Source organism: Nocardia sp. CA-107356 (assembly GCF_050946365.1).
In the GTDB taxonomy this organism is placed as follows: domain Bacteria; phylum Actinomycetota; class Actinomycetes; order Mycobacteriales; family Mycobacteriaceae; genus Nocardia.
Map to the genome: position 1 here is coordinate 7,527,577 of NZ_CP191992.1, position 21,156 is coordinate 7,548,732.

A 21,156-nucleotide genomic window follows, 5' to 3' on the forward strand; every position below is an offset into this window, starting at 1 on the left:
CCCGTTTAACCGTCGGCTACGATACGGGGACTATCCCCGTTTTGCAATCGGAGAGTAATGACACCAGCCCCGAGCAGACCGGCCCGCGCCGACGCGCTGCGCAATTACGAGCGGCTCATCACCGCCGCCACCAAAGCCTTCGCCGAACACGGCCCACAGGTGCCGCTGGACGACATCGCACGCGCCGCAGGGGTCGGCAATGCCACGCTCTACCGCCATTTCCCGACCAGACAGGCACTACTGGAAGCGGTCCACCACGACCACATAGAGGCACTGACCCACCGAGCCGGTGAGTTGGCCACGGCACACGCCCCCGCCGAGGCGCTCAGGTTGTGGCTCGACACCGTTGTCGCACAGGGCAGCACCACCCACGGCCTCGCGGCTTCGCTGCTCGCAGTCATAGGCACATCGACCGAACCTTGGTGCCGGAAAGAAATATTCGCCGCGGCAACCGGCCTTTTGCAGCGCGCTCAGGACGCGGGCGAGATCCGTTCCGGGCTGACCGCACCCCAGTTACTGAAACTCGTCAACGCGATAGCCCTTGCCACTGAAGGAGATCCGGACCGAACCCAGCAAGCCCACACACTGCTGGACTTCCTCTTCGACGGCCTTCGCGTCCAAGCGTGACACTGTGCACGCCACAGACCTGCGCGCAGCTCGAACGGACCGGCCGAACGTTCGCCGATGCCGCTGATCGCGCTGTTCGGAATGGCACATACGGCGCGGCCCGGCCCGGGATAGAACGATCCTGGGCAGGGCAGGGACTGGTGTGCCGATCAGTTCGCCACGTTGTCGAATGTGCCGAGCTGGTATAGCCGCCTGTGGTCTTGGTGATCACCAGCAGCCGGTTGCGGCGTTGATCATGGAGACCAGGTAGACCAGTGCGGCGATCCGGTCATCGTCGTAGCGCTTGCGCACCAGGAACTCCCGCCGACTCACAGCAAAAAGATCGATCTCACCGTGACGGACATCGCCTTCGACTCAGCAATTTGGTGGAAACATCCTCTTCTGCCGCCTACCGCGCGACCGGCCAGCCTCTCCGACACTTGCAATGCCGCCTGCGCGCAGCCTTGATCGGCTGACCGAGTCGGTGGTGGAACTGAGTGAGGAATTCTGAGGTGTTCTTTGCGCTGTTCAGACGACGTGGAGTACGTAGCGCGCACATCTGGCCGGTGTCAGCATCGCGCACTACACATGTCTGGAACAGGGCAACGGCGACAGCGTCTCGTACGAGGTCTTACACGCCATCGGCGCGGCGCTGCGCCTGGATACGGACGAATCGACCTATCTGCACCGGATCGCACGCCACCCCCGGCCATGTGCGGGAGGCCCGGGATCGGCGGACGTGCCGGTGAACTGCGGAGACTGCGGAACTGGTGAGCCCTATCCGCGGCAGTACCGCGCGATGAATCGGCGCAGGATCTCACTCGGAACGGTGACCGATTCTCGATGACCGAGCTCGATCAGGGACTCGGCCTGATGCGGTTCGAAATAGCCTGCGTGCCGGTAGATTTCGATGCGGAGCGCGAGTCCGTCACTGTCCAGCTCGGGATGGAATTGGGTGGCGTACACATGCTGCCCGACGCGGATCATCTGCACCGGGCAATCGGCCGATCCGGCCAGCAGCACCGCACCAGGTGGCACGTCCTGACAGGCTTCCTTATGTCCGACGAACGCCCGGAACGACTGTGCGATCCCCGGTAGCAGCGGGTCGTTGCGGCCGTGCTCGGTCAGATCGATGGTTTGCGCGCCGACCGGCTCACCGTACTGCTGCTCGCTCACCGAGCCGCCGAGCACATCCGCCAGGATGCCCAATCCGTAACAGGCGCCGAGATAGGGGAAATCCCGGCCGATGATCTCGGTCATCAGCTTCTTCAGCTTGGGCTCGAATTTCTTCTGATAGTCGTATTTCTCGGCCTCGGGGCTACTGACATTGCTCGGCCCGCCGCCGACGATGACCGCCGAGAAATCGTCCAGTTCGATATCGGGGAATTCCCGATCCATCAGCACTCGGACCGTATCACCCACGTCGAGGTCAGCGGTGCGCAGGATGGCGCGGTATTCATCGTCCGCGGCGGGTCGCTCGGGTCGCAATTGCAGGATCAGACACGGCTTGGTCATGCATCAGATTGTGGAAGATCGGATGTCAGTTTTCATCCAACACCGCCTGTAAGAATTCACGAGTTCGATCGTGCTCGGGATCGGTGAAGATCTTTTCCGGGTCACCGTCCTCGAGCACCCGACCGGCGTCGAACATCATGACGCGATCGGAAACCCTACGCGCGAACCGCATTTCGTGGGTTACACAGAGGAAAGTGATCTCGGTATCGCCCGCGATATCGGCCAACAGGTGTAGTACGCCGGTGACCAGCTCCGGGTCGAGCGCCGAGGTCACCTCATCGAGCAGAAGCACCTCCGGTTCCATGGCCAGCGCCCTGGCGATGGCCACTCGCTGCTGCTGGCCGCCCGACAGGTGGGCGGGGCGGGCATCGATTTTGTCGGTGAGTCCGACCAGTTCGAGCAATTTCCGCGCCCGCTCCTCGGCAGCGTCCTTCGACTGTCCGAGACCGCGGATCGGCCCCTCGGTGACATTGCGCAATACCGTCATATTCGGGAAGAGATTGAACTGCTGGAATACCATGCCGATCTTGCGGCGCATCCGGCGTAGGTGCGCCGCACCGGCGGGCACCGGTTTGCCGCCGCGCTGCTGGTGGCTCAGGAACTCTCCGCCGACCTCGATGGTGCCGGCGTCTATCCGTTCGAGCGCCATCAGCAGGCGCAGAATGGTGGTTTTCCCGGAGCCGGACGGCCCGATCAAGGTGACGAATTCGCCTGGCGCAATGGAGAAATCGAGTTTGTCCAGGCACACGGTCGCACCATAGCGCTTTTCCACACCGGTGAACCGGATCATCGGTTCAGACACGTCGTTCCAACTTTCGTACCAGGATCGAGCACGGATAGCTCAGTGCGAGGAAGGTCAGACCGGCCGCGAACCAGGCCTCCGGCCCGGCGCCACCGGTATCGGCGGCGTACTCGGTTTTGACCTGATAGACCATGTCGAGAATGACGATCGAGGACAGCAGCGGCACCTCTTTGAACATGGCGATCGTGTAGTTGCCGAGCGCGGGCAGTACCCGGGGCACCGCCTGCGGGAGGATCACATCGATCCAGGTGCGCGTTCGCGGCAGATTCAAGGCCGTGGCCGCTTCCCATTGCGCCGCGGGCACCGCCTCGATGCCGGCTCGGAACACCTCCGACGTGTAGCAGGCATAGTGCACGCCGAGCGCGGTCACACCGACGACCAGACGTTGGGAATCGATGGACAGTCCACCGAGCAGATCCGGCCGCACCACCCAATAGAGCACGAAGATCTGCACCAATAGTGGTGTGCTGCGGATGAATTCGATGAACGCCCACAACAGCTGATCGACCACCGGAATCCGCAGCCGTCGGATCACGGCGAAGACCAGACCCAGCACATACGCGAGCAGGGATCCGAGCAGGGTGTACTCGATGGTGACGAGCAGCCCGTCCCAGATGAAGGGAAAGGCATCGAAAAAGCGGTCCCACCGCCATTTCTCCATCAGACGCCCACCCGCGCCGAAAGTCCGGTGCTCGACCGCGTCGGCCCCCGCCCGACCCGCCGTGCCGCCAGTCGCTCCAGCACCCGCATGATCAGCGTGACGACCACCGCGATGAGCAGGTACACCACCAGCTGGATCGCGTAGATGAGACCGAGTTCGCGGGAGAACGCGGGCACCGCACGCAGTTCATCGGCCTTCTTGAACACCTCCGGCACCGCGATGAAGCTCAGCAGCGCAGTCGCTTTCACCAGCTGGATGAACAGATTGTTGAACGACGGCAACATCTCCACCACGGCCTGCGGCAGGATCACCCGCCACATGCGTTGTGCCGGTGACAGATTCAGCGCGATCGCGGCCTCGACCTGCGATTCGGGTACGGATCGAATAGCGCCCCTGACGATTTCGGCACCGTAGGCACCGTGATTGAGACCGAGCACGATGATGCCGATGACCAGCAGCCCCTTCGCCGTCGCCCCCAGCGATACCCCGAAGAAGATCGGTATCGCCACCGCGAAGAAGAACAGCTGCACCACTTCCGAGCTGCCCCGGAACCCCTCGACATAGATGCGCGTGACGAACCGCACCGGTAGCGCGGGCGACAGCATCGCGATCCCGGCGGCGAAGGACAGCACGACGGTCAGCGCGATGCCGCCGACCGCCGCCCACAGCGTGAAAGGAAGACCCTGGACTACCCGCTCGAGGTAGGTCGAGAAATGTGACGACACGAGGTCAAGCCGCGCAGTACTGCTCGGCCGTCGCCGCCGGGTCGGCCTCGTTCGCCTTGGTCAGGCCGAACGGCTCCACCAGCTTCAGCCATTCGCCGCTGTCGTGCAGTGCGCGCAGCTCGCGGTTGAAGTCCTCGCGGAACTTATCGTCGCCGATGCGGAAGTTGAAGGTGCCGACGTCCGGACGGCTGCCGAATCGGAAGGACGGGCCGACCTCCAATTTGGCGTCCGGATTGTTCTTCACCAGCCAAGAGGCGGTGACGTCGAGCACCGCCGCGCCGTAGACGTCCTTGTTGCGCACCGCACGCAGGATGTCGTCCTGTTTGGCCATCGGCTCGACGAGTTGGGATGGCACACCCGAGGTTTGGGCGTAGCCGTTCTCGACCGCACCACCAAGGGTGGCGATCCGGACGTTCTCCCGCGTGATGTCCTCGAAGCGAGTGATATTGCGCGGGTTGCCTTGCGGCACCAGGAAGGCCGAACCCACCTGGTAGTCGGGCGTGGCGAACGCCGAACTCTGGCACCGCTTCGGGTTGATGAACATCCCGGCCGCGACGAATGCGTAGTTCTTCGCCCGGACGCCGTCGATGAGTCCGTCGAAATCGGTGACCACGCCCTCCATTTCATTGATGCCGAGTTTCTGCAGCACCACGCGGGCGACGGCCGGCGCATATCCGGTCAGCTGACCGTCCGCACCGAGGAAGGCCCACGGCGCTTCATTGGCGAAGCCGACCTTGATCTTGCCGGACGATTTCGCGTCCTCGTAGGTCACCGCCGCCGCATCGTCGCCACCCAACCCACAGCCCGCTACTACCACCAGGCTGGCCGCGGCCACCGCGGCGGCCATGGCGCGACGCAACCGACCGCGCGCACCCCCGAATTCGATCTTCATGACCCCGTCCTTCCACAGACACGCGAGTCGCCTCATGGTTGCGAATGAACGTTGCGATCGCCCGGTCGACTTCTTTGCGGTCGCATGACGAATCCGATGAAGTGCGGTGGGACGGGATTTATGGTTTCGCAAGCACCGAACCGGTCCCGACCAATTCGGCCGCACGGCGCGCGATGACGCCGCCGAGCTCACTGGTCGTCGCGATGCCCCCGAGATCCGGTGTGCGAATTCGACCTGCGCGCAAGACATCGCAGACCGCGCGATCCACCGCCGCGGCGGCAGTATGCTCGCCCAGATGCTCCAGCAGCATTGCCCCGGCAAGGATCTGCGCGACCGGATTCGCGATGCCCTGCCCGGCGATATCGGGCGCACTGCCGTGCACCGCCTCGAACATCGATGGCGCCGTCCGCTCGGGATTGATATTGCCCGACGGCGCAAGGCCGAGCCCACCGGTCACCGCGGCGGCGAGGTCGGACAGGATATCGCCGAACAGATTCGACGCGACGATCACATCGAGCCGATCCGGATGCAGCACAATTTCGGCGGCCAATGCGTCGACGTGAATCTGCCGGGTCGCCACCTGCGGGTACTCGGTGGCGGTTCGCTCAAATATGCTGTCCCAGTATGGCATCGAGTGCAGTAAGCCATTCGATTTGGTGGCCGAGCACAATCGGCCCTCGCGTTCGACCGCCCGCTCGAAGGCGTAGCGGATGATCCGTTCGCAGCCGACCCGGGTGAAAATTGATTCCTGCCGCACGAATTCGTCCGGACGGCCCGGATGATGCATGCCACCGATCGCGGAGTATTCACCCTCCGAGTTCTCGCGCACGATCAAGATGTCCAGATCCTCGGCGCTGCGGTCACGCAACGCGGATTCGGTACCCGGCAGCAGCCGCACCGGACGCAGATTGACGTACTGGCCGAAGGCCCGGCGCAGCGGAATGAGCAACCCCCACAGCGAAATATGGTCGGGGACACCGGGAAAGCCGACCGCACCGAGCAGGATCGCGTCGAACCCGGCCAGTTGATCAGGCGCGTTGGCAGGCATCATCGCTCCGGTGCGCAGGTAATTCTCACAGGACCAGTCGAATTCGGTCCATTCGATACCGGGCAGCACCGCGTCGAGCACCGTGACGGCCTCGGCGGTGACATCGACGCCGATGCCGTCACCGGGAATGGTCGCGATGCGATAAGGCCCGCCGCCACCCCTGGTGGAATCGCCGCGCGATGCTGTGTGCCCAACCGTCGCCCAACCGCCACCCCTGGTGGAATCGCTACGCGATGCTGTGTTCATAGGTGCACTCCGATGTACTTGGTCTCCAGGAACTCATCGATCCCGGTGAGTCCACCCTCCCGGCCCAGCCCGGACTCCTTCACGCCGCCGAACGGCGCGGCCGGATTCGATACGACCCCCTGATTCAGCCCGACCATGCCGGTTTCCAGCGCCTCGCACACCCGCAGTCCGCGTCGCAGGTTTTCGGTGAAGACATAGCCCACCAATCCATACGGCGTGTTGTTGGCCCGCGCGAGCACCTCGGCCTCGGTGTCGAAGGTGGCCATCGCCGCGACCGGTCCGAAGATCTCGGTCCGCCACATCTCGGCGTCATCCGACACACCCGTCAACACCGTCGCGGGATAGAAGTTTCCCGGTCCGTCCAGCGCCACCCCGCCGGTGCGCACAGTGGCGCCGCGACGGACGGCATCGGCGACCAAGCGCACCACCTTCGCCACCGCGTCGGCGTCGATGAGCGGACCGACGACAACTCCCGGCTCGGTCCCCCGCCCCATCGGCAGCGCCGCCAGCCGGTCGGCGAGCCGGGCAGCGAATTCGTCAGCGATATTGCGCTGCACGAAGATTCGGTTGGCCGCGGTGCATGCCTGTCCGATATTGCGCATCTTCGCGGCGAGCGCGCCCTCGACGGCCGCGTCGAGATCCGCGTCGTCGAACACGATGAACGGCGCGTTGCCACCGAGTTCCATCGACGTGCGCATAACCGTCCGCGCGCACTGTTCGAGCAGTAGCTTGCCGACGGCGGTGGAACCGGTGAACGACAGCTTGCGCGAGCGGCTGTCCAGAATCAGCGGTGTCATGACCGCACCCGGATCGGAGGTGGTGATCACATTGACGACACCGGCCGGGACGCCGACCTGATCCAGGATATCCGCCAGTGCAAGCATCGAAAGTGGCGTCTGCTCAGCGGGTTTCACCACGCAGGTACACCCGGCGGCCAGTGCCGGACCGATCTTGCGGGCGCCCATGGCGAGCGGGAAGTTCCACGGCGTGATGAGCAGGCTGGGACCGACCGGCTGTCTGGTCACCAGGAAGCGCGAGCCGCCAGCCGGAGCGGGCATATACCCGCCGTCCAGGCGCACAGCCTCTTCGGCGAACCAGCGGAAAAACTCTGCCGCATAGGCGATCTCGCCGCGAGCCTCGGCCAGCGGCTTACCCATCTCCAGAGTCATGATCAGCGCGAGGCGTTCGGTATCGGCGAGCAGCGCCCGGTGCGCGCGCATGAGGATATCGCTGCGCTGCCTCGGCGGCGTCCGCGCCCACTGCGCCTGTGCCGCATCGGCCGCGGCCAGGGCGTCCAGCCCGGCGCCCGGATCGGCGTCGGCCACCGTAGCGAGCAATTGCCCGGTCGCCGGATCGGTCACCGGCAGCGTGTCGGACGCGGCGCGCCACCGTCCGCCGATGAACAAACCCGTCGGCACAGTGTCGATCGCGGCGCGTTCGGCGGTGGTCAGGGTGGTCTCGATGAGCATGGCGCTGGCTCCCTTTCATTCATGACGCAGCCTCCGGCCATTGCTGCGACCCCCGCGCCCATGTTATGCATATTGTCAACAATCCGACAATAGATAATCAGCGGATGCACGCCCGAGAGGCGGATCACCATGACCGAGCTATCCCCCGTTCTCAAGCAGGCCACCCCGATAACCGTCGACCACGGATCGGGCTGCTACCTCTACGGCACCGACGGACGCCGCTACCTCGACTTCACCGCGGGTATCGGCGTGACCAGCACCGGACACTGCCACCCCCATGTGGTCGCGGCGGCCCAGGCACAGGTCGCCAGCCTGATCCACGGCCAATACACCACCGTCATGCACCGGCCGCTGCTCGAACTCACCGAGCGGCTCGGCACGGTGCTGCCCGAAGGGCTGGATACGCTGTTCTTCGCCAACTCCGGCAGCGAGGCGATCGAGGCGGCGCTGCGCCTGGCCCGCCAGGCGACCGGACGGCCGAATATCGTTGTCTTCCACGGCGGATTCCACGGCCGCACCGTGGCGGCGGCGACCATGACGACCTCGGGTACCCGCTTCTCCGCCGGATTCAGCCCGCTCATGTCCGGTGTGCACGTCGCGCCGTTCCCGACCGCGTTCCGCTACGGCTGGACCGAGGCCGAGGCCACCGCCTTCGCGCTGCGCGAACTGGACTACCTCTTCGCCACCGTCACCTCCCCCGCCGAGACCGCCGCATTCGTGGTCGAACCAATGCTCGGCGAGGGCGGGTACGTCCCCGGCAACAGCACGTTCTTCCGCGGCCTGCGCGAACGCGCGGACCGGCACGGCATCCTGCTCGTATTCGACGAGATCCAGACCGGTTTCGGCCGGACCGGAAAGTTCTTCGGACATCAGCACTTCGACGTCCGCCCCGATGTCATCACCATCGCGAAGGGCCTGGCCAGCGGGTTCCCGCTATCCGGAATCGCGGCGTCACGCGAACTGATGAGCAAGGCGTGGCCGGGATCCCAGGGCGGAACCTATGGCGGCAATGCGGTGGCCTGTGCCGCCGCGATCGCCACCCTCGAGGTGATCGAATCGGAGCGGTTGGTGGACAACGCCGCCGTGCGCGGCACGCAACTGCTGGCCGGAATGCGCGACAGCGCCACCAAGGCGATCGGGGATGTGCGCGGCCTCGGACTCCTCTGCGGCGCCGAATTCACCACCGCCACAGGTGAACCCGATACCGCCACGGCCGCGGCGGCGCAGCGGCTCGCGGTCGAAAAGGGCCTGCTACTGCTCACCTGCGGTGCGTATATGAACGTGGTGCGGATGATCCCGCCGCTGATCGTGACCGATACCCAGATCGATGACGCGCTCGCGATCTGGTCCACCGTTCTCGCCGAAATCGCCACATGACCAGGAGACAGCACCGATGACCCGCTACATCACCATCACGCTGACCAAGGCGGGCGTGACCTGCCGTGCCCGACTGCTCGACGCGGAGGCGCCAAGGACCTGCGCCGCGGTGTGGGATGCCCTGCCGCAGGAGGGCGACGCGTTCCACGCCAAGTACGCCCGCAACGAGGTGTACACACTGGTGCCGCGGATCGTGGCGGCGCCACATCGGGAGAATCCGACCGTCACCCCCATTCCGGGCGATGTCTGCCTGTTCGATTTCGAACCGTGGGAGATCGGCAACCCGGCGTACGGCTATGAGCCGGGTACGGCGGCGCACCACGACCAGGGCGCCACCGATCTCGCGTTGTTCTACGGGCGTAACAACCTGCTCATCAATGGCGACCTGGGCTGGGTGCCCGGGAATGTCTTCGCCACCATCGAAGATGGTCTGACCGATCTCGCGACAGCCTGCAACACCCTCTGGCTGCACGGAGTTCAGGGCGAAACGTTGGCGTTCGCTCGCGCCTGACCCGTGCTCATCGGCGGCCGGATCCAGTCGTCCGAATCGCCTGGCGTAGGCCGCGATCGGGCAGGTCGACGCCCGACCGCGGCCACTGACAGCTCCGACGCGAGCAGGTCAGGAGGCCAGCACGTGCTCGGCGTAGCGGGCGATGGCGAGTACCAGATCGTCGGAATGGCGCGGCCCGACGATCTGCAGACCGACCGGCAGTCCCGCGGCGGTGGTCCCTGCGGGAATGCTGATCGCGGGTTGCTGGGTCATATTGAACGGATAGGTGAACGGGGTCCACTGCGGCCAGCTGGCCAGCCCGCTCCCGGGCGGGACATCGTGGCCCGCCTCGAATGCGGTGATCGGCATCGTCGGAGTGATCAGCACGTCGTAGGTGGTGTGGAATGCGCCCATGGCGATGCCGAGTCGGGCGGCGACGTCGCGGGCGTCGAGATAGTCGACGGCACTGATGGATTCGCCACGTTCCCAGACCGCGCGTAGACCCTGGTCCATCTGTTCGCGCGTACCGTCCGGGAACTTCGCCAGCATGGTGGCCGCACCGGCAGCCCACAGCACTTCGAACGCGTCGCGCGGGTCCGCGAAGCCCGGATCCGTCGTGATGACCCGTAGCTCGGCCGCCGCCAACCGCCGCACCGCCGCATCCACGACCGCGGCGACCTCCGGATCGACCTCGGCATAGCCGAGGGTCGGCGAGTAGGCGACGGTGAGTCCGCGCACCTCGCGCGACATCTGGCCGCGGAAGGTCGTCACCGTGGGCGGCAGCGCGGTCGGATCGCGCGGATCGGGCAGCGACAGAATGTCCATCAGCAGCGCCGCATCCTCGACCGTCCTGGTCATCGGCCCCGCATGCGCCAGCGGACCGAACGGGCTCGCCGGATACAGCGGCACCCTGCCATGCGTCGGCTTGAAGCCGACGATGCCACAGAACGCGGCCGGAATGCGGATACTGCCGCCGCCGTCGGTACCGACCGATACCGGGCCCATGCCCGCCGCCACCGCGGCCGCGCTGCCACCCGAGGAGCCGCCCGACGTCGTCGCCGGATCGGCCGGATTGCGGGTGATACCGGTCAGTGGGCTGTCGGTCACCGCCTTCCAAGCGATTTCGGGCGTTGTCGTCTTCCCGAGGAACACCATGCCGTCCTCGCGCAGGCGGGCCACCACCGGGCTGTCCACCTGCCAGGGCCCGCGCGGGTCGACCGATGTGCTGCCGCGCCGGGTGGGCCAGCCTTCGGTCAGGAAGATGTCCTTGATCGAGATCGGCACACCGTCGAGCAGCCCGCGGGCGTAGCCCGAATTCCAGCGCGCCTCCGAATCTTTGGCCTGCACCAGCGCCCGATCGGGATCGACAAGGCAGTACGCATTCACCGCACCGTCACGCGCCGCGATGGCCTCCAGGATCGCCTCGGTCGCCTCGACCGGCGACAGGGTTCCGGCCGCGTAGGCCGAGACCAACTCGACGGCGGTCATCGCGGCCGGTTGAGTGTTGATGTCCGGGTAGCTCATTGCAGGGCTCCTTCAGCCGGGCACGTACCCCAGCTCTTTATCGACCACGTTGTCCAAAGGCCGGCCGGCGATCCAATTGTCGAAATTGCGGGTGAACGCCGTAACGACCTCGGTTCGCCAGCCGCTGAAATCACCCGAATTGTGCGGAGTGATAAGCACATTCGGCAGATCCCAGAGCGGATGCCGCGCCGGTAGCGGTTCCGGATCCACCACATCGAGTGCCGCGCCGGATATCGATCCGGTGCTGAGTGCGGCGAGAAGGTCGTCGGTCACAACGAGTTCCCCACGACCGACATTGACAAACCTGGCATGTGGCTTCATTGCGGCAAATGCCCTGGCATCGAACATTTCCCGGGTCTGCGGCGTCAGCGGTGCGACCGCGACGACGTAGTCGGCAATGGGAAGTTCGGCGAGCAGATCGGTGCTGACGGTGCCGAGATCCGGGTCGCAAGCACGCGCGCGGCGGCCCACCGCCCGCACGGTCATCCCCGCGGCCCGCAACAACCGCGCGATGGCGCGGCCGATCGAGCCGGTTCCGACTACCAGGACGGTGGCTCCCGCAATGCGTTCGGATTCACGGTGCCGCCATTCGTGCCGCTGCTGCAAGCGCAGCGATCCGGCCAGATCCTTGGCGAAACCGAGGATCTGGCCCAAGACGTATTCCGCGATGGCCGTATCGAATACGCCACGTGTGTTGGTGACCACGACCTCGCTCTCCCGCAGTTCGGGGAACATCACCGGATCCACCCCGGTCGAACCCATATGCAGCCACCGCAAACGATCGGCCGCATGCCAGGCACCGGGGATCGCGCGAGTCAGGAAGTCGTAGACGAACAACGCGTCCGCGCCGCGCAGCGCGTCGGCGAGTCCGGACGCTTCCGTGTATCGCACTTCGGCTCGATCGGCCACCGTGGCCATGAGGTCACCGTCGGGCACACTGTCACTGTGCAGGACGGTGACAATTGGGCCCTGTTCCACATTGACACACTAAAATCGCATCGTATGATTGTCAACAATCCGATCGTTCTCGGAGGTCTGACGGCTGAGCGCGAGAGGGGCCGCATTGGAACTCGGCTTGCCCGATATCGAAGGGCCCGTCGCACAACGGGGTATCGGGATCATCGCACCGTTCGACCTCGCGCTCGAACGCGAACTCTGGCGCTGGGCGCCCTTGGACGTCAGCCTGCACCTCGCCCGCACACCGTATGAACCGGTGCCGGTCTCACTGGCGATGGCCGAGCTGGTCTCCAACCCTGTACATCTGACCGCGGCGACGCGCGATGTCATGCACGTGGAGCCGGAAGTCGTTGCCTACCTGTGCACTTCGGGCAGTTTCATCAGGGGCCTCGCCTATGAGAAGGCACTGCGCGACACCATTTGTCGGGCCGGAGCGCAGGACGCCGTCACCACCTCCGGTGCGCTCGTGGAGGCCATCCGGCATCTGGACATCAGCCGAGTCTCGGTGATCACCCCCTACGACGAAATCCTCACGCACAAGCTGCACGAATTCCTCGCCGAGGCCGGCTGCGCCGTAATCCGTTCGGACCACCTGGGATTGGGCGGCGGCATCTGGAAGGTCAACTACCGCACCATCGCCGAACGCATTGTCGGCGCGGACGACCCGCGCGCCCAGGCCATCTTCGTCAGCTGTACCAATCTGCCGACCTACGACGTCATCGAGCCGCTCGAACAGGCCCTCGGCAAACCCGTACTCACCGCGAATCAGCTCACCATGTGGGCATGCCTGGGCCGGATGAAGCTGCCGATGACGGGTCCGGGAAAGTGGCTACTCAACGTTTTCTGATTGGAAGAAAAGGCATGCAGGCACCCACCGTCGGCTTCATCTACCCCGACCACGCGGCCGAGGACGACTATCCATTCGCCGCGTCGCTCCTCGGCGTACGGCTGCCGGTGGCCCACATCTACGGCACCGATCTGCACGCCATTGCGGAGCTGCTCGATCTGGGCAGTCCGGACAAGCTCCGCCACGGCGCCTCATTGCTCGCACCGGACCGACCCGACGCCGTTGTCTGGGCCTGCACCTCAGGGAGTTTCGTATACGGACCGCAGGGCGTGCGAGATCAGGTGCGCGCGCTGGCTTCGGCCGCGGGTGTACCGGCATCGAGCACCAGCCTCGCCTTCGTTGCGGCCGCACATGCGCTCGACGTGCGGCGTGTCGCGGTCGCCGCGAGCTATCCGGATGAGGTCGCGCAGCTGTTCGTGGAGTTCCTGGCCGATGCCGGAATCGAGGTGGTCGCATTCTCCAGCGCCGGTATCGATACCGCCGCGGAAGTGGGCACCTTGACTGCCGCACAGGTGCGCGAGCTGGCAGTCGCCAACGATCATCCCGACGCGCAGGCGCTGCTGATTCCGGATACCGCCATGCACACCCTCGCAGTGCTGCCGGAACTCGAGGCGCGCTTGGGCAAGATTGTGTTGACGGCCAATCAGGTCACCATCTGGGAGGGCCTGCGGCTGACCGGCAGCACGGTGGCATCCGCGGCGCTCGGCTCCCTCTTCTCGGAAAGGCATATCCATGTCGGTCGTTGATTTCGAGCCGGTGAACCGGCAGTCGACGGCGGAAATGATCTCCGACCGGCTCCGCGAGGCGATCATGCGCGGCACGCTCGCGCCCGGCGCTCAACTGGGCGAAGCCGACCTCGCAACGCGATTCGGAGTGTCGCGCGGTCCGGTGCGCGAGGCCATGCAGCGACTGCTCACCGAGGGCCTGCTCTACAGCATCCGCAACCGCGGGATCTTCGTCATCGAACTCACCATCGACGACGTCGTCGATATCTACCGAGCCAGAACCGCCATCGAAGGCGGCGCCCTCGCCCTCATCCTCGACGGCCGCCGCGATATCGCCCACGCCGCCCTCGAACCCAGCGTCACCGCCATGTGCGCCCACGCCGAAAACGGTAATGCCGCAGGCGTTTCCGACGCCGACCAAACCTTCCATGAGGCGCTGGTCGACAGCGCAGGCAGCCCGCGCCTGGTCCGAGCCGCCCGCACCCTGCTCATCGAAACCCGAATGTGCTTGGGCGCCTTACAGACAACGTATCCAGACCTGCGCGAACAAGCCCAAGAGCACGTCGAGTTGCGTGACGCGATCGGGTCGGGCCCGGTGCGCCGGGCCCGCATGCTGCTGGTCGAGCATATGGACGATGCGGTACAGCGGCTGCGCCGTCAATACACCGGCGAGTTCGCTCCGTAGCCCGCATGAGCTGAGCTCGGGCCGCGACCAGTAGACGATCGCGGAGGCACTGCGGCTCGCCTACGATCAAGTCTGTAGCGAAAACAGCAGCGACACAGTCGAACTGATGGCCGTGCACGAGCCGAACCGACCGAAGAACAGTTGCGCGACAACAACGATCTCGCCCCAATGGTCTCCACCGGAACCATGGCCGTGGTCGCCGCCTACTCACCGGCCAGATCGACATCCTGTCCGGAGCCCCCGCACAGCCGGCTTCCGGGTGCGGCGGCTGGTGGTTCGGCCCCCCGGAATCGTTGCCGATCCCTGGGGGCCGACCGTGACATCGGGTGCGGTCACATAGAAAGAGCCATGCTGATCGATTGGTCGACGCATGCCTGATCGCCAGCGCATTCGCGGGACGCGACGGTCTGGGCGCAATCCGTATAGTCGCCGCCTTGGAGCGCCATGCACTCCGACTTGATACTGGCCGCGACGTCCGCGGGGTCAGCAGCCTGCGCGACGCCGGCACCGATACACAACGCCACTACCGGGGCGCATACCGCGATCACAGTCTTCCTGATCATGATGCCTACTCCCTTCGGGTGGTTACATCCTTGCCATCGGGGGTGCAGCCGTCGTACTCGACCGCTGCGGTTACCGACCGCCACGCTACGCGGATCACACCGCCCAGCGGCCGCCAATTTTGAAAGAAAACCCTGGTCAGAACATACGCATGTGTCGCGGTCCAACACCCTGCGATACGCCCGAATCACAAACCGGACAATGCCTTCACCACCCGGAACTCGAACGGCTCGACTCCGCAAGGCGGCTCCAGACCGATGCTCCTCGACGGACTCGCGCCGGTCGGCGCGACGACCGTGGCCTCACGCCCGGTCCGCCTCGAGGATGGTCAAGGCCCGCTCCCAGGTCTGTACCGGGTCCCAATCCCTGATCGAACTGGGCAAGGCGTTCGCGGCCGAGGACTACCACCACGCGGCCATCTCCTGATAAGAGCGCCGGGCTACTCGGCCGGGCTGCCCGACCGAGTAGCCCGCTCGTTTCGAGCCGTCGCGATCAGCCGTGCAGGGCGGCGGTCAACACGCTCGCTGCCTGTGCCACTGCGGCTTTGGCGGCGTTGGTGTCGTGCAGGGTGTTGAGCATGACGAAGTCGTGGGTGATGGCGCCGTAGCGGACCTGGGTGACCGGTACGCCGGCAGCGCGGAGCTTGGCGGCGTAGGCCTCACCCTCATCGCGCAGGACGTCGGCCTCGGCGGTGATGACCAGGGCGGGTGGGAGACCGGTGAGCTGGTCGGGTGTGGCGCGCAGTGGGGACGCGGTGATCCGGGCGCGGTCCTCGGGGCTGGTGGTGTACTGGTCCCAGAACCACTGCATGCCTTCTCTAGTCAGGAAGTAGCCGGTGGCGAACTCCCGGTACGAACCGGTATCGAAGTTGGCGTCGGTGACCGGGTAGAACAGGACCTGCTGTACGAACGACACGTCGCCACGTTCCTTGGCCATGAGCGTGAGTGCGATGGCCATATTTCCGCCCACGGAGTCACCGGCGACGGCGATGCGAGAAGTGTCCAGGCCCTTGTCGGCGCCATCGGTGCTCACCCACTGCGCGACGCGGTAGGACTGTTCGTTGGCGACCGGGTAGTGGACCTCGGGTGAGCGGTCGTATTCGGGGAATACGACGGCAGCGTTCGCTCCGATGGCGAGGTCACGCATGAGCCGGTCATGGGTGTGGGCGTCGCCGAACACCCAGCCGGCGCCGTGGGTGTAGACGATCACCGGCAGCGGTCCGGTCGCGCCTCGGGGCTTGACGATACGTGCGCGAACCGAGCCCGTCGGGCCGCCCTCGACGGTAACCCATTCCTCATCGACATCGGGTTTGAAGATCGGGGAATCCTGAACGCCGTCAACCGTTTTGCGGCCTTCCTCAGGGGAGAGCTGGTAGAGGAACGGCGGTTCCGACGTCGCGTCCACGAACGCCTGCGCCGCCGGTTCCAGCGAGATGCCGTGCGGATTACCCACCATGGTTGTCCTACCTTTTCGTCGCGTCGATATGCGCGCATCGGCGTGCACACGATCAGTTTCCGCGCAGCGGTACCGGGATCACCCCGCTTGTGGGGCCAGAAATCCCTGAAATCAGGACACCAGCGAATCGGCGGCTAGCCCGCATAGGCCTTTCGGGCAGCCGCGGTGGCGCCGACCTGGTCGGCCCACGCCGACGGCAAAGTAGCCACGGATACCTCGGCGATCTCGTGCAGGCGGTCAGCGGGAACGCCCATACGACTCCACAGGATCAGGCCCTGCGCGGTGACGATGATGTGGGCGCTGAGCGTGGCTACCTCGGCGCTCGCGCCGTCGGGCGCGCAACTGCTCAGTCGCTCGGCGACGCCGCGCTCCATGGCCGCCCCGGTACGTGCCGCGAGCTCGGCGACCTCCGGAATCCGGCCACTGAGAGCGGCGATGCTGTTGATCATCAGGCAGCCGCGGCGGTCCGGCTGTGCCACGCAGTCCTCGACCATGGCGCGTAGCAGCGTGCGCGTCGCCATGCGAGCGGAGCCGGGTGCGGCCAGCACGGTCTCGCACACGAAGGTCGCGCGGCGTTCGCAGTAGCGTTCGAAAGCGGCCAGGAACAGGCCGCGCTTACTGCTGTACGCGGCGTAGATGCTGCCGTTGCCGACACCGGCGACGAGTGAGACGTCCTCCACCGACGTGTCGTCGAACCCGTTGGACCAGAACAGCTCGATCGCGGCGTCGAGCAGTTTCGATTCGTCGAACTGCCGTGGCCGTCCCATGGGCTCACCGTACCAATCAACATGCGACACTGCGCACAATGCTTGTTTTGGAGGGGCCCCTCCAGAATAATGGTGGACGTGTCCTCCTTACTCGCGGAAAAGTCCCGCCGCCGTATCGGCATCCTGGTCTTCGACGGCGTCAAGATGCTCGACTTCGTCGGTCCGGCAGAGGTCTTCGTGGAAGCGAACCAGTCGGTACCGGGCTATGAGGTGGTGCTGGTCTCGCCCGACGGCGCCAGCGTGCAGACCTCGATCGGCGGACCTCTCGAGGTGAGCGGCGCGGCTGGCGACGCCGGGCGATTCGATACGGTCATGGTCCCCGGCAGTGAATTGCCGCCCGCACGATTCGTCACCGACGAGGTGCTGGCCGCCGCCCGCATCCTCTCGGCCAACACCCGCCGGCTCACCTCGATCTGCAGCGGTGCGTTCGTGCTGGCCGAGCTGGGACTGCTCAACGGCAGGCGGGCCACCACCCACTGGAAATTCGTACACGACTTGGCGCGCAACTATCCGCAGGTCGACGTGCAGCCGGACGCGATCTTCGTGCGCGACGGGAACCTGTACAGCTCGGCCGGTGTCGTGGCCGGGGTCGATCTCGCGCTCGCTCTGGTGGAACAGGACCACGGCTCGGATACCGCGCGGCGGGTGGCACAGTCACTGGTCGTCTACATGCAGCGCGCGGGCGGCCAATCACAGTTCTCGGCGTCGCTGACCGGGCCCGTCCCACGCAGCGCACTGGTACGGCGAGTAGTGGATCTGATCTGTGCGGATCCGGCCTTCCCGCACACCGTGCAAACGCTGGCCGCCCACGCCCAGGTCAGCCCACGCCACCTGACCAGGCTGTTCCGCACCGAGCTGGAACGCTCACCGGCGGAGTACGTCGGGTTCATCCGCTTCTGTGTCGCACGCGATCTGCTGCACGCCGGGCACTCGGTGACCGAGGCCGCCATGTCCGCCGGATTCGGTAACAGCGAGGCCCTGCGCCGGGCATTCATCGCGCGCCTCGGCGTCTCGCCACAGAAGTATCAGCAGCGATTCCGCTCCACCGGGTCGGCCGCATTCGAGCACGATGCCGTTGTGGCGGTGTCCTGATCCGCGGGATTCGCGGCCCGCAGCGAGGGGCGCGCCGCGCATCGAACGGCCGAAACTCAGTGCTGCACGGACTCATCCGTTGTCCACTGCGCCCAATTGAAAAGGGGAAGCCTATGTCCACCGCTGCCAAGCCAACTGTCGTCCTGGTCCACGGCGCGTTCGCCGATGCCGCCAGCTGGTCCCCGGTGACCGAACGTCTACTCGCACAGGATGTTCCGGTGCTGGTTCCGCCGGTCTACAACCGGAGCCTTTCCGCCGACGCCGCTGCCATCCGCGCGGTCGTGGAACGGATCGACGGCCCGGTGTTGTTGGCCGGCCACTCCTACGGCGGCGCGGTCATCACCGTCGCCGGGGTGGCCGACAATGTGGTCGGCTTGGTCTATATCTCCGGATACGCGCTCGCGGAAGGCGAGAGTCTCGGCCAACTGCAGGGCGGCTTCCCGGACTCCGATCTCGCGGCCCACCTGGTGTATGCCCCGTATCCGGTCGAGGGCGGCGAGCCCGGTACCGATGTATCGGTCGAGATCGACGCGTTCCCTGCTGTTTTCGCCGCCGGTGTGGATCCTGTTCGAGCCCAGGTATTCGCCGTATCCCAACGCCCGCTATCGGCTTTCGCCTTCACCGAGCCGGCGTCGGCGGCGGCTTGGCAGACCAAGCCCGGCTGGGGAATCGTCTCCACCGCCGACCACACCATCAATCCGGACGTGGAACGCTTCGGCTACCGTCGCGCCAATCTGCGCAAGGTTGTCGAACTCGACGCCCCCCACCTGGTCATGCAGACACATCCCGACGAGGTCACCGCCATGATCACCGCGGCTCTGGCCGAACTCTCCTGACCCATCTGCCAGCTCAACAGCGACGTCGGCACATGGCTCCCTGATCGGTTGTCGTTCAATGCATTCCGAGACTTGCGCCGCCGAAGCCCGACTATCACACTGCCACCGCGGCGACTCGCCCGAGTGCACATTCAGTATTGGACCAAAACCGGACGCCGCCTTCGCCTTTCGGCATATTCGCCTTTCGACATATTCGTCAGCGCGGCACATTCGTCAGTGCGGCAGGTCACGCAGGAGTGTAGGTCTCGACCTGCAGAACAGCGGGGTGGATGGGCGTCACAGGGTTGCATCACATCGACTCGCAATAAGCGTGGGGCGAGGCAGAGACAGAGGCAACTAGCCGAACCAACAATGCGGTGTAGCGACGAGGGACCGAAGACTGGACATACCTACCGTAGCCACGCTCGAGTGATGCCTGTCACATTTCCGTGTAGCGGAACATCATTTCCGCGGTCGGAGAGGATGAGGTATGGGGATGCTGACTTGGCGTCGCGGCCGGGCGGACAGTGGACGACCGGAGGATGCAAGACACTCACCGGGACAGTTGGCCGCCTACGGAGCCCAGCACATTCTGACGATGTACGGGGGTGTGATCGCGCCACCGCTCATCGTCGGCGGCGCGGCGGGTCTATCCGCCGCCGACATCGGATTACTGGTGACGGCGGCGCTGTTTGTCTCGGGCCTCGCCACGCTGCTGCAAACCCTCGGAATCGGACCGTTCGGCAGCCGATTGCCCATCGTGCAGGGGGTTTCTTTCGCAGGCGTATCGACCATGGTGGCGATTGCCACCACCGGCGGGTTACGTCCGGTATTCGGCTCCATCATCGTCGCCGGGGCAATCGGCCTGGTGCTGTCATCGTTCTTCGCGCAACTGGTGCGATTGTTCCCCGCGGTGGTTACGGGCACGATCATCACCGTAATCGGCCTTTCACTGATGCCGGTCGCCTTCAACTGGACAATGGGCAACAACTCCGCCGCACCCGACTACGGTTCCCTGGCCAACATCGGATTCGCCGGCCTGACGCTGCTGATCATCCTGGTGATCAGTCGCCTGTTCCAGGGCGCGCTGTCGCGACTGTCGATTCTTATCGGGCTGGTGCTCGGTACCGTCATCGCGGCGTGCGCAGGCAAGGCCGATTTCTCCGACGTGGGCGACGCCCGCCTGGTCGCGCCGCCACAATTGCTGCACTTCGGGTCCCCGACCTTCGAAGTCGGTGCCATCGTCGCGATGACAATCGTGATCCTGGTGACCCTGATCGAAACCACGGCCGACATCCTCACAATCGGTGAAATCGTCGGGACCGACGTCGATGCCAGGCGCGTGGCGGACGGGTTGCGAGCCGACATGCTGTCGACGACGGTCGCGCCGGTCTTCGGATCCTTCACCTGCAGCGCGTTCGCACAAAACGTCGGCCTGGTCGCACTGACCGGAATCAAAAGCCGGTTCGTAGTGGCAACCGGCGGCCTGATTCTCGTGCTGCTCGGCCTGCTCCCGGTGGTCGGCGCGATCGTCGCCGGAATTCCGTACCCGGTACTCGGCGGCGCCGGACTCGTGCTCTTCGGATCGGTTGCGGCGAGCGGGATTCGCACCCTGTCCAGGGTGGACTACCAGGACAACCTCAACATGATCATCGTCGCGGTCGGCATCGGCTTCGGCCTCATACCCGTTGCGGCACCGGAATTCTGGGATGCCCTCCCCGAAAAAATCGCAGTGGTCCTGAACTCCGGAATCAGCGCCGCCGCAGTCGCCGCCGTCCTCCTCAACCTGGCCTTCAACGAATGGAAATTCGGCAAACGACCAGGTTCCTCCGTCCTCGCCGCAGCCGTCGACGAGCGCGACCGGCTCAACAACGACGCCAAGCCATAAGCGGCGGGC

The 21,156-nt window shown here is 65.5% G+C and carries 21 protein-coding genes; 9 read left to right on the top strand and 12 right to left on the bottom strand.

What is annotated here, in order from left to right:
* Nucleotides 1-57 precede the first annotated feature (57 nt).
* Nucleotides 58-627 (top strand): TetR/AcrR family transcriptional regulator, encoded by a 570-nt coding sequence (locus ACQP1G_RS33850; RefSeq protein WP_433193746.1) that lies wholly within the window; start codon nt 58-60, stop codon nt 625-627.
* A 756-nt stretch (nt 628-1,383) separates the two neighbouring features.
* Here the strand turns inward: ACQP1G_RS33850 and ACQP1G_RS33855 are convergent.
* From ACQP1G_RS33855 to ACQP1G_RS33885, 7 genes are all read right to left on the bottom strand, one after another.
* Complete coding sequence (locus tag ACQP1G_RS33855; RefSeq protein WP_433193747.1) at nt 1,384-2,121, bottom strand: glutamine amidotransferase; 738 nt, start codon at nt 2,119-2,121, stop codon at nt 1,384-1,386.
* A 25-nt stretch (nt 2,122-2,146) separates the two neighbouring features.
* Nucleotides 2,147-2,911, bottom strand: coding sequence for an ectoine/hydroxyectoine ABC transporter ATP-binding protein EhuA (ehuA, locus tag ACQP1G_RS33860; RefSeq protein ID WP_433209072.1), 765 nt, complete (start codon nt 2,909-2,911; stop codon nt 2,147-2,149).
* Nucleotides 2,912-2,915: 4 nt separating this feature from the next.
* Nucleotides 2,916-3,584, bottom strand: a complete 669-nt coding sequence (gene ehuD / locus ACQP1G_RS33865; protein ID WP_433193748.1) for an ectoine/hydroxyectoine ABC transporter permease subunit EhuD — start codon at nt 3,582-3,584, stop codon at nt 2,916-2,918.
* Complete coding sequence (locus ACQP1G_RS33870) at nt 3,584-4,309, bottom strand: amino acid ABC transporter permease (RefSeq protein WP_433193749.1); 726 nt, start codon at nt 4,307-4,309, stop codon at nt 3,584-3,586. The genes ehuD and ACQP1G_RS33870 overlap by 1 nt, the downstream gene beginning before the upstream one ends.
* Before the next feature lie 4 nt (nt 4,310-4,313).
* Nucleotides 4,314-5,201: an ectoine/hydroxyectoine ABC transporter substrate-binding protein EhuB gene (ehuB, locus tag ACQP1G_RS33875; RefSeq protein WP_433193750.1), complete on the bottom strand. Its 888-nt coding sequence runs from the start codon at nt 5,199-5,201 to the stop codon at nt 4,314-4,316.
* A 118-nt stretch (nt 5,202-5,319) separates the two neighbouring features.
* On the bottom strand, nt 5,320-6,495 hold the full coding sequence (locus ACQP1G_RS33880) for a tartrate dehydrogenase (RefSeq protein ID WP_433193751.1): 1,176 nt from the start codon (nt 6,493-6,495) through the stop codon (nt 5,320-5,322).
* Complete coding sequence (locus ACQP1G_RS33885) at nt 6,492-7,964, bottom strand: NAD-dependent succinate-semialdehyde dehydrogenase (RefSeq protein WP_433193752.1); 1,473 nt, start codon at nt 7,962-7,964, stop codon at nt 6,492-6,494. The genes ACQP1G_RS33880 and ACQP1G_RS33885 overlap by 4 nt, the downstream gene beginning before the upstream one ends.
* 129 nt (nt 7,965-8,093) lie before the next feature.
* Between ACQP1G_RS33885 and ACQP1G_RS33890 the strand changes: the two genes are divergently transcribed.
* Both ACQP1G_RS33890 and ACQP1G_RS33895 read left to right on the top strand, forming a co-directional pair.
* Nucleotides 8,094-9,341 (top strand): aspartate aminotransferase family protein, encoded by a 1,248-nt coding sequence (locus ACQP1G_RS33890; RefSeq protein ID WP_433193753.1) that lies wholly within the window; start codon nt 8,094-8,096, stop codon nt 9,339-9,341.
* Between the two features lie 16 nt (nt 9,342-9,357).
* Complete coding sequence (locus tag ACQP1G_RS33895; protein ID WP_433193754.1) at nt 9,358-9,852, top strand: DUF3830 family protein; 495 nt, start codon at nt 9,358-9,360, stop codon at nt 9,850-9,852.
* A gap of 108 nt (nt 9,853-9,960) precedes the next feature.
* On the opposite strand, the gene ACQP1G_RS33900 is transcribed toward ACQP1G_RS33895, so the two are convergent.
* Entirely contained in the window at nt 9,961-11,355 is a 1,395-nt protein-coding gene (locus tag ACQP1G_RS33900) for an amidase (protein WP_433193755.1), read from the bottom strand.
* A gap of 12 nt (nt 11,356-11,367) precedes the next feature.
* The gene (locus ACQP1G_RS33905; protein WP_433193756.1) at nt 11,368-12,333 is read right to left on the bottom strand and encodes a D-2-hydroxyacid dehydrogenase; all 966 of its coding nucleotides are present in this window, start codon (nt 12,331-12,333) and stop codon (nt 11,368-11,370) included.
* Nucleotides 12,334-12,418: 85 nt separating this feature from the next.
* Between ACQP1G_RS33905 and ACQP1G_RS33910 the strand changes: the two genes are divergently transcribed.
* The 3 genes from ACQP1G_RS33910 to ACQP1G_RS33920 are packed head-to-tail and all read left to right on the top strand — an operon-like array spanning nt 12,419 to nt 14,569.
* A complete protein-coding gene (locus ACQP1G_RS33910) occupies nt 12,419-13,159 on the top strand; it encodes a maleate cis-trans isomerase family protein (protein ID WP_433193757.1) in 741 nt (246 codons plus the stop codon).
* Between the two features lie 14 nt (nt 13,160-13,173).
* A complete protein-coding gene (locus ACQP1G_RS33915; protein WP_433193758.1) occupies nt 13,174-13,905 on the top strand; it encodes a maleate cis-trans isomerase family protein in 732 nt (243 codons plus the stop codon).
* Complete coding sequence (locus ACQP1G_RS33920; protein WP_433193759.1) at nt 13,892-14,569, top strand: GntR family transcriptional regulator; 678 nt, start codon at nt 13,892-13,894, stop codon at nt 14,567-14,569. The genes ACQP1G_RS33915 and ACQP1G_RS33920 overlap by 14 nt, the downstream gene beginning before the upstream one ends.
* 332 nt (nt 14,570-14,901) lie before the next feature.
* Here ACQP1G_RS33920 and ACQP1G_RS33925 read toward each other — a convergent pair whose 3' ends face one another.
* From ACQP1G_RS33925 to ACQP1G_RS33935, 3 genes are all read right to left on the bottom strand, one after another.
* Complete coding sequence (locus tag ACQP1G_RS33925) at nt 14,902-15,132, bottom strand: hypothetical protein (protein ID WP_433193760.1); 231 nt, start codon at nt 15,130-15,132, stop codon at nt 14,902-14,904.
* A gap of 490 nt (nt 15,133-15,622) precedes the next feature.
* Nucleotides 15,623-16,585: an alpha/beta hydrolase gene (locus tag ACQP1G_RS33930; protein WP_433193761.1), complete on the bottom strand. Its 963-nt coding sequence runs from the start codon at nt 16,583-16,585 to the stop codon at nt 15,623-15,625.
* A 134-nt stretch (nt 16,586-16,719) separates the two neighbouring features.
* Nucleotides 16,720-17,352 (bottom strand): TetR/AcrR family transcriptional regulator, encoded by a 633-nt coding sequence (locus ACQP1G_RS33935; RefSeq protein ID WP_433193762.1) that lies wholly within the window; start codon nt 17,350-17,352, stop codon nt 16,720-16,722.
* Nucleotides 17,353-17,430: 78 nt separating this feature from the next.
* On the opposite strand from ACQP1G_RS33935, the gene ACQP1G_RS33940 reads away from it, so the two are divergent.
* The 3 genes from ACQP1G_RS33940 (at nt 17,431) to ACQP1G_RS33950 (ending at nt 21,147) form a co-directional block, all read left to right on the top strand.
* Nucleotides 17,431-18,444, top strand: coding sequence for a GlxA family transcriptional regulator (locus ACQP1G_RS33940; protein ID WP_433193763.1), 1,014 nt, complete (start codon nt 17,431-17,433; stop codon nt 18,442-18,444).
* 113 nt (nt 18,445-18,557) lie between these two features.
* A complete protein-coding gene (locus tag ACQP1G_RS33945; RefSeq protein ID WP_433193764.1) occupies nt 18,558-19,280 on the top strand; it encodes an alpha/beta fold hydrolase in 723 nt (240 codons plus the stop codon).
* Between the two features lie 469 nt (nt 19,281-19,749).
* Nucleotides 19,750-21,147 (top strand): nucleobase:cation symporter-2 family protein, encoded by a 1,398-nt coding sequence (locus ACQP1G_RS33950; protein ID WP_433193765.1) that lies wholly within the window; start codon nt 19,750-19,752, stop codon nt 21,145-21,147.
* Nucleotides 21,148-21,156: the final 9 nt, after the last annotated feature.